Here is an 8312-nt window from a genome sequence, read left to right as displayed (position 1 = left end):
CACGCTGGTGATCGAGAAGCAGTCGATGATCGGCGGGTCCACGGCCATGTCAGGCGGCGTGCTGTGGCTGCCGGACAACCCGCTCATGCAGGCCGACGGCGTTCCCGACTCCCTTGAGGACGCGCTGGCGTACTTCGAGTCGGTGGTCGGGGACGTAGGACCCGCCTCGTCGCGGGAGCGGCGGCTCGCCTACATCGTCGAAGGCTCCAACATGGTCCGCTTCCTGCAGGGCCTGGGCCTGCGTTTCGAGCGGTGCGAAGGGTACAGCGACTACTACGCGCAGGTGGCGGGAATTCGTGGCGGCAGCGCCCGCGGCCGCTCCATCGAACCCGCGGTGACCGATGGCAGGAAGCTCGGACCGTGGCTCGCGAAGTTGATGCCGGGCATGACGGCCGCGCTCGGAATCGTCGTGATGACCCGCGAGGCGTCCACTCTGCAGCTGATCAAGCGGCGGCCGAAAGCCATGCGCACCGCCCTCCGGGTGGGGATGCGGACGGCCATGGGCAGGCTCAGGAGGCAGACCCGGCTGGCCAACGGCGCGGCACTGATCGCGCAGGCCCTGGAGGCGGCGCTGGCGGCCGGGGCGACGGTCTGGACAGACACCGGGCTGGTCGACCTGATCGTCGAGGACGGCCGGGTGGCCGGCGTCGTGGCCAGTCGGGACGGGCAGACCGTCCGGATCCGCGCCCGCCGCGGCGTGCTGTTGAGCTCGGGCGGGTTCGCCCGCAACGCCGAGATGCGCAGACGCTACTCGAAGCAGCCGAACGAGGGGTCGTGGACCATCGCCAACCCCGGGGACACGGGTGAGGCGATCGAGGCCGCCCAGCGGGTCGGCGCCGCCGTCGACTTCATGGACGAGGCGTTGTGGATCCCGGCCTCCATCCAGCCCGGCGGACGTCCGAGCCTGCACACCGGAGAGCGGAGCAAGCCGGGCTCGATCATCGTCGACCGGGCCGGCCGGCGGTACTTCAACGAGGCGGTCTCCTACATGGAGGCCGGGCGGCAGATGTACGCGCACAACACGGCCGGTGAGTCCATTCCGAGCTGGCTGGTCATGGACTCCCGCCACCGCGCCCGCTACCTGTTCGCGTTCCGTCCCAACACCCCCGAAGAGTGGATCACCAGCGGCTACATGAAGAAGGCCGACACGGTGGAGGAACTGGCGCGGGCGTGCGGCATAGACCCGGCCGGGCTGGCCGCCACGGTCGAGCGGTTCAACGGGTTCGCGAAGCAGGGCACCGACCCCGACTTCCACCGTGGCGAAGGGGCTCACGAGCGGTACCAGGGCGACTACGGCAACCAGCCGAACGCCTCGCTCGCGCCCGTCGAGAAGGCGCCCTTCTACGCGGTCGAGCTCTACCCGGGTGACGTGGGGACGAGCGGCGGGCTGCTCTGTGACGAGTTCGCCCGTGTGCTCGACACCAACCATGATCCGATCCCGGGTCTGTACGCCGCCGGGAACTGCAGCGCGTCGGTGATGGGACGCACCTATCTGGGGGCGGGCGCCAGCATCGGGAACAGCTGCGTCTTCTCCTACATCGGTATGAAGCACGCCGCGCACGTCGTCTCCGGCGACCCGGTGGCCAGGTGACCGAAGAGGGGAGTGGGCGGCCCAGACGGCCGTTGGTCCGGGTCGAGCCCATCGGCGCGGATCTCACGCCCGAGCCCGGCGAGACGATCATCGAGGCGGCCTGGCGACTCGGGTACCACTGGCCCACGGTGTGCCACGGCCAGGCCACGTGCACGGTATGCCACTTCGAGGTGCTCAGCGGAGTTGAGCACCTGACACCCGCCGACGGCGAGGAAACCGACGCCCTCGAAAACCGACTTCCCGGTGCGCGACGTCGTGATCTCACCCATCTTCGGCTGGCCTGCCGGGCATGTGCCACCGGCGACGTCGCCGTGCGCAAGAAGGGCGTTCGGCGACTGGCCGAAAAGGAGTCCTGACACGCGTCCGCAAGGGCCCCGACGCCGCGTGACCGCGGCGCCCGGTCGGTGCCATCGCGGAACGGCTGGAACGGCGAGATCCGGCCGCTCGCTCGGTCGGCATTGGCGGAGAGCTGGCCGCCGAAACGAACAAGGACTTGACCGAATGTGCAAAGACGGCCGCAGGCAACACGCTGATGATGGTTCATGACGGCAGCGCGAAGAAACCAGGAAAGTAGGGGAAATGGCAGCGCCAGAGTTGATCATTGACGCGGACAGTCACATCACCGAGCCGCCGGACGTGTGGACCGCTCGGGTGCCGGCGAAGTATCGCGAGGACGTTCCACACGTGGTGCGGCAGGGCACGGCGGACACCTGGGTGCTCCACGGGGAGCGGCTGGCGCCGGTCGGCGTGACGGCTCCGGCGGGATGGCCGACGTTCCCGCCCGAGTACCCGCAGACCTACGAGGACTGCCACCCGGGCGCGTATCAGGCGGATGCCCGCCTGAAGTACATGGACGAGGCGGGTATCTGGGCCCAGGTGCTCTACCCGAACGTGGGCGGGTTCGGCAGCGAGAACTTCCTGAAGCTGAAGGACGACACGCTCAAGCTGCTGTGTGTGTCGGCCTACAACGACTTCCTCGTCGAGTGGTCCTCGGCCGACCTGCGCCGGCTGCTGCCGGTGATCGCCACACCGTTCTGGGACATCGACGAGACCGTACGGGAGATCGAGCGGTGCGCCCCGTTGGGCGCGCGGGGAATCCTGTTCACCGGCGAGCCGCAACGCTACGGGCTGCCCGTGCTCGGATCGCCGCACTGGAATCCGTTGTGGGAGGTCGCCCGTGCGGCCGACCTGCCGATCCACTTCCACATCGGCAGCGCCGGAGACACCCTGGAGCTGTCCACCCCGGAGCGCTACGCCCAGCACGGCGTGGAAGGGGCGCAGGCCTACTGCGCGGTGAGCCTGTTCATGAAGAACGGTGTCCAGTGCTCGGATCTGATCACGTCGGGCGTGCTGTCCCGCTATCCCGAGCTGAAGTTCGTCTCCGTGGAGAGCGGTATCGGCTGGCTTCCGTTCATGCTCGAGGCCACCGACTACAGCTGGCTCGGCGCGTTCCGCCCGGGCCGGGAGCGCCAGTCGGGAGACGTGCTGCCGTCGGATCTGTTCCGCCAGAGCGTTTTCGTCACCTACTGGTTCGAGTCGGTAGCCCCGAAGCACTTCCTCGATCTGATGCCGATCGACAACATCCTCTTCGAGACCGATTTCCCGCACACCACCTGCCTGTTCCAGAACATCCAGGAGACCATCACGTCCGGCCTCGGGCACGTCGACGGGGGAGCGCGCCGGAAGATTCTCTGGGAGAACGCGACAAAGCTGTACCGGATCGAGGAGCCGTCGGCATCGTGGCGGGCCACCGCCGGGACGAGCTGATGACCAAGGACGGCCCATGACAAAGGACGGCCCGTGACACCGGACGGCCGTGCGATGCTGCGGCTCGAGGTCCGCAACGCCCGGACCCCGGTCGAGAACAAGCCGCCGTGGATGCGCACCCGGATGCGCGTCGGTCCCGCCTACACCGAGGTGATGGCCGTGGTCCGCGAGTCCGGGCTGCACACGGTGTGCGAGGAGGCCGCCTGCCCGAACATCTTCGAGTGCTGGGAGGATCGGGAGGCGACCTTCCTGATCGGCGGGGACGTCTGCACGCGGCGCTGCGACTTCTGCCAGATCGACTCCGGCAGGCCCGCTCCGCTCGACCGGGACGAGCCTCGCCGGGTGGCCGAATCCGTCGCCAGCCTGGGACTGCACTACGCCACCGTCACCGGGGTGGCACGGGACGACCTGGCCGACGGAGGGGCCTGGCTGTACGCCGAGACCGTGCGCCAGATCCATGCGCGTTCCTCCGGAACCGGCGTCGAGCTGTTGATCCCGGACTTCCGTGGTGACCCGGCCCTGCTGGCCGAGGTGTTCGGTGCCGGCCCGGAGGTGCTTGCCCACAATGTCGAGACGGTGCCCCGGATCTTCCGCGGCATCCGGCCGGGCTTCCGCTACGAGCGCTCGCTTGAGGTGATCAACCGTGCCCACGGGGAAGGGATCGTCACGAAGTCGAACCTGATCCTCGGTCTGGGTGAGACCGTCGACGAGGTCGACGCCGTGCTGGCGGACCTGCGGGCAGCTGGTTGTGATCTGGTGACGGTGACCCAGTACCTGCGGCCCGGCCCGCGCCACCATCCGGTGGAACGCTGGGTGGAGCCGGAGGAGTTCGAACGGTGGTCCGCCCGGGCCGCCGAGCTCGGCTTCGCCGGGGCGATGGCGGGGCCGCTGGTCCGCTCCTCCTACCGCGCGGGCCGGCTGTATCGCCAGGCAGTGGCGCTCCGCGGTGAACGCCGGTGAGCGCCGGTCGACCTCTCATCTATGGTCGGGTCCTCTCGACCCGTGGGCGCGCCGGCCAATCGTGGGGCGCACCGGGATGGTCGTCCGGTTGTGCACACACCCGGTCCACACACCGCTGCCGTAGGCGACGTCCTCGGCGAGACGGCCGAGCACGAACCGCACCGGGTCCATCGACCCGCGCCGGCCCGCCCACTCCGCCAGGGCCGGGCCGACGACCAGTGATGCCACCGCCGCCCGACGTCCCCAGCGCCGGCGGCCGCCACCCGCGGCGCCGGCCGCGAGCAGCGGCAGGGCGTACTGGGTGCCGTACCGGCCGACGCCGAGCCAGGTCCGGCCGACGGCACCTGCCGTCGCGCGCGCCACCTCCCGGACGGGCAGGTCTGACCGGCGCAGCGTCCGCACGGTGCGCAGTACCGAACAGGTGTACGCGGCGGCGGCCAGCGCGGGCCGACGGGCGAGCAGCGCGGCGACCGTCAGCGCCGGCCCCGGGAACAGGACGAGCGGGGGCAGCGATCCCGGGTGGCGCAGCGCCAGCGGCGCGGCGGACGTGCCGTACCGGAACCTCCGGCCGAGCAGCCCGGCCCAGGTCTCCGGTTCCAGGTGCCGGACCTCGACGGTCGGGTCGTACCGGATGCGCCAGCCCGCCTTGTCCAGCCGCCACACCAGGTCGACGTCCTCGCCCGCGACCGACAGCGTGGTGTCGAACGCCCCGCCGGCGGCCGGACCGCCGCCGGCGATCTCGGCCAGCGCCGCGCGGCGGACCAGGATCGCGGCGGTCGGGACGTAGGCCACCCGGGTGTTCGACCCGACCCGGGCCGGCGTGCCGCCGAGGTCGAGGCTGCGTGTGGTGCCGGCGTACCGGCCGGCCCAGCCGCCCGGCGCGCCGGGAACGGGGACCGTGCGCGGGGCCACGGCGCCGACCAGCGGGTCGGCGAAGTGCGCGGCCAGCGCGCCGATCCAGCCCGTCGGCGGCACGCAGTCGCTGTCCACGAAGGCGACGAGCTCGCCGGCGGTCGCCGCCAGCCCGGTGTTGCGGGCCGCCGCCGGCCCGCCGTTGACGGGGCGCCTGATCACCTTCGCGCCGAACCGGTCGGCGAGCTCGATGATCGCTCCGGGCTCGCGCGAGCCGTCGTCGACCAGGACGACCGGGTGGCGGTCGCCCACCGCGGCGAGGCACCGGGCCAGCTTGTCGACGCGGTCGTGGACCGGGATCACGACGGTGACGTCCGGGTCGTGCCGCGGCGTGGGCGGCCTGGGATGTGCCAGGCCGGCGTCGGTGAGCCGGCGGGCCAGGGCGCCTGCCCGCGGGGACACCACCGGGCCGGTCGCGAGCTCCTGCCAGGCGGCCTGGCCGGCCGCGGTCAGCCGGATCACCCTGGCCGGCGAGCCGCCGAGCCAGCTGTCGGCGCTCAGCCGCCGTGCCGACGTGTCGAGAACGACCCGGAAGCCGGCCGGCAGCGGAGCCACGGGCGTGGTCACAGCGCGAGGCCTCCGTCGACCGGTACGACGGCACCGGTCATCCCGCTGCTGGCCGGTCCGGCGAGGAAGGCGAGGACCTCCGCGACCTCCGCCGGGGCGAGCAGCCGTCGGAGCGGTTGCTGCGCGGCGAACTCCGGCGCCCCGCTGAGGCCGTACAGGCGGGCGCTCTCGGCCAGAATCGGTGTGTCGGTGGAGCCCGGACTGACCGCGTTCGCGGTGACACCGGTGTCTCCCAGCTCGGCTGCCAGGGCCCGGACCAGCCCGGTGACGCCGGCCTTCGCCGCGCAGTAGGCGGCCAGCATCGGCAGCCCGCGGGTCGCCGCGGCCGACGCCACCGCCAGGAAACGGCCGTGCCGCGGCGGTGGCCGCCGCAGCATCGCGGGCACGGCCGCCCGAGCCAGGTTCAGGACACCGCCGAGGTTCACGTCCAGCACGGCCTGTTCCTGCTCCGCCGGGACCTCCCACAGCGGCACGCCGCCGGCGATCACCCCGGCGGCCGCGACGGCGGCGTCCAGGCCACCCCACCGGGCCTCGGCCTCGGCGACGGCGGCCTGGAGCGCGGCGGCGTCCCGGACGTCGGCGATGAACGGGCGGACCCGGTCCGCCGCCTCGACCCGCCAGTTCGCCTCCGCCACCACCTCCCCGAGCTCGGCCTCGGTGCCCATCGGGTAGGCGAGCGCGGGATCGTCCTTCCCGCGGTCGACCGCGAGCACCTCCCAGCCCTGCTGCGCCAGCGCCAGCACGGTGGCCGCGCCTATCCCGCGCGCCGCCCCGGTGACCACGGCGACGGGGCGGTCGGCGGTCACGCCGCCCGCCAGCTGTCCACGGCTCGTGCCTCAGTTCCTCGCATGTCAGAGCCTCAGCCCGGCCAGCGGGCTCTCCTCACACGCGCGGTCGGGTGGGCGCGCGCCGATCGTCACCGGGACCGGGCCCGACCGGCGGGACGCCGGGCGGGAGTGGTCCAGCGACGGCTTCGGCACCAGCTCGAGGTCCACCGCGGTCAGCGCGGCCGCGCCGTGGCCCTTCACGCATTCCGGGTCGGGGCCGTCCAGCGGCAGGCCGGTGAAGAACTTCGCCGCCATGCACCCGCCCCGGCAGGCGTCGAACGCCGAGCACGATGTGCAGGCCCCGCCGGTCTGCGGCTGGCGCAGGTCGGCGAACAGCTCCGAGGTCCGCCAGACCCCGGTGAACCCGCCCTCGCCGCGGACGTTGCCGGCGCGGAAGCTGTCGTGGATGGCGAACGGGCAGGCGTAGACGTCACCGACCGGGTCGATGAGGCACACCACCCGCCCGGCGCCGCACAGGTTGAGCCCGGGCAGCGCGTCGCCGTAGGCGGCCAGGTGGAAGAACGAATCCCCGGTGAGGACCCGCTCGCCGTGCGCCACCAGCCAGTCGTAGAGCTCCCGCTGCTGGGCGGCCGTCGGGTGCAGCTCGTCCCAGACGTCGGCGCCCCGGCCGGACGGCCGCAGCCGGGTCAGCCGCAGCTGCGCGCCGAACCGGTCGGCGATCGCCTTGAACTCGTCGAGCTGGCCGGCGTTGTGCCGGGTCACCACGACCGACAGTTTGAACCCGCGGAACCCGGCGGCGGCCAGGTTTGCCATGGCGCGCATCGCCGTCTGGTACGAGCCGGGCCCGCGCACCGCGTCGTTGACGGCCTCGGTCGCGCCGTCGAGCGAGATCTGCACGTCGACGTAGTCGCTGGCGGCCAGCCGCGCCGCCACCTCGGGGGTGATCATGACTCCGTTGGTGGAGAACTTGACCCCCACGTGGTGGGCGGTGGCGTAGTCGACGAGCTCCCAGAAGTCCGACCGGACGGTCGGCTCGCCGCCACCGATGTTGACGTAGAACACCTGCATCCGCTCGAGCTCGTCGATCACGGCCTTGCACTCGGCGGTGGACAGCTCGCGTGGGTCACGCCGGCCCGAGCTGGACAGGCAGTGCACGCAGGCCAGGTTGCAGGCGTAGGTCAGCTCCCAGGTCAGGCAGATCGGCGCGTCCAGGCCGTACTGGAACTGCTCGACCAGTGGCAGCGGTGTGCTCACGACGGTTTCCTCTCCCGGATCATCTCCGACGCGGCCAACGTGGCCAGAGCGGCGCGGTACGCGGGCAGCTCGGCCGCCGACACGCCCGCGTCGGCGCAGGCCGCGCGGGCTGTCGGGAAGTCGGCCAGTACCTGCACGACCTTCAGCAGCCCGGGGCTCTTCAGGAACGACAGGCGCCGGGTACCGAAGTGGTACAGCAGCGCGCCGAAGCGCTCGGGGCGGATCGACACCTGCGCCGGCACGTACCAGGCGGCGTCAAGGTCGAACGGCGACGGCCGAGCGGCGGGATCAGTAGACACCGCACATGCCGTCGATCGACACCTCCTCGACCAGCAGCTCGTCCGCCACCAACGGCTCCGGAACCTCTGCCGTGACCTCGTCGTTCGCCTGGGTCTGGGTGTCCGTCATCGAGCTGCTCCTTCGGCTGGTCATGTGGGCACCGTGATTTAGGCACCGTGTGACGAATATCGGGC

The 8312-nt window shown here is 72.0% G+C and carries 9 protein-coding genes; 4 read left to right on the top strand and 5 right to left on the bottom strand.

The window, feature by feature from the left end; all coding sequences use genetic code 11:
- The 4 genes from E0504_RS45685 to lipA all read left to right on the top strand — a co-directional run.
- A partial coding sequence (locus tag E0504_RS45685) for an FAD-binding protein (RefSeq protein WP_131627602.1) occupies positions 1-1591 on the top strand: 1591 nt, incomplete at its 5' end.
- Positions 1588-1947, top strand: a complete 360-nt coding sequence (locus tag E0504_RS45680) for a 2Fe-2S iron-sulfur cluster-binding protein (RefSeq protein ID WP_235015009.1) — start codon at positions 1588-1590, stop codon at positions 1945-1947. The genes E0504_RS45685 and E0504_RS45680, both read left to right, overlap by 4 nt.
- A 223-nt stretch (positions 1948-2170) precedes the next feature.
- Positions 2171-3358, top strand: coding sequence for an amidohydrolase family protein (locus tag E0504_RS45675; protein WP_112109160.1), 1188 nt, complete (start codon positions 2171-2173; stop codon positions 3356-3358).
- Positions 3359-3412: 54 nt separating this feature from the next.
- A complete protein-coding gene (gene lipA / locus E0504_RS45670) occupies positions 3413-4318 on the top strand; it encodes a lipoyl synthase (RefSeq protein ID WP_112109167.1) in 906 nt (301 codons plus the stop codon).
- Positions 4319-4333: 15 nt separating this feature from the next.
- Here lipA and mftF read toward each other — a convergent pair whose 3' ends face one another.
- Genes mftF through mftA form a run of 5 tightly spaced genes read right to left on the bottom strand, consistent with a single transcriptional unit; the run spans position 4334 to position 8247 of the window.
- A complete protein-coding gene (mftF, locus tag E0504_RS45665) occupies positions 4334-5797 on the bottom strand; it encodes a mycofactocin biosynthesis glycosyltransferase MftF (RefSeq protein WP_112109159.1) in 1464 nt (487 codons plus the stop codon).
- Positions 5794-6603, bottom strand: coding sequence for a mycofactocin-coupled SDR family oxidoreductase (locus E0504_RS45660; protein ID WP_112109158.1), 810 nt, complete (start codon positions 6601-6603; stop codon positions 5794-5796). Before E0504_RS45660 ends, mftF begins: the two co-directional genes overlap by 4 nt.
- A gap of 45 nt (positions 6604-6648) precedes the next feature.
- Complete coding sequence (gene mftC, locus E0504_RS45655) at positions 6649-7839, bottom strand: mycofactocin radical SAM maturase (RefSeq protein WP_200835508.1); 1191 nt, start codon at positions 7837-7839, stop codon at positions 6649-6651.
- Positions 7836-8138: a mycofactocin biosynthesis chaperone MftB gene (gene mftB / locus E0504_RS45650; protein ID WP_112109157.1), complete on the bottom strand. Its 303-nt coding sequence runs from the start codon at positions 8136-8138 to the stop codon at positions 7836-7838. Before mftB ends, mftC begins: the two co-directional genes overlap by 4 nt.
- The gene (gene mftA / locus E0504_RS45645) at positions 8128-8247 is read right to left on the bottom strand and encodes a mycofactocin precursor MftA (protein WP_071066653.1); all 120 of its coding nucleotides are present in this window, start codon (positions 8245-8247) and stop codon (positions 8128-8130) included. Before mftA ends, mftB begins: the two co-directional genes overlap by 11 nt.
- Positions 8248-8312: the final 65 nt, after the last annotated feature.

The sequence above is a fragment of the Parafrankia sp. BMG5.11 genome (assembly GCF_004337455.1).
The sequence above is the reverse complement of the archived record's forward strand: the minus strand, read 5'-3'. Positions and strand labels throughout refer to the sequence as shown.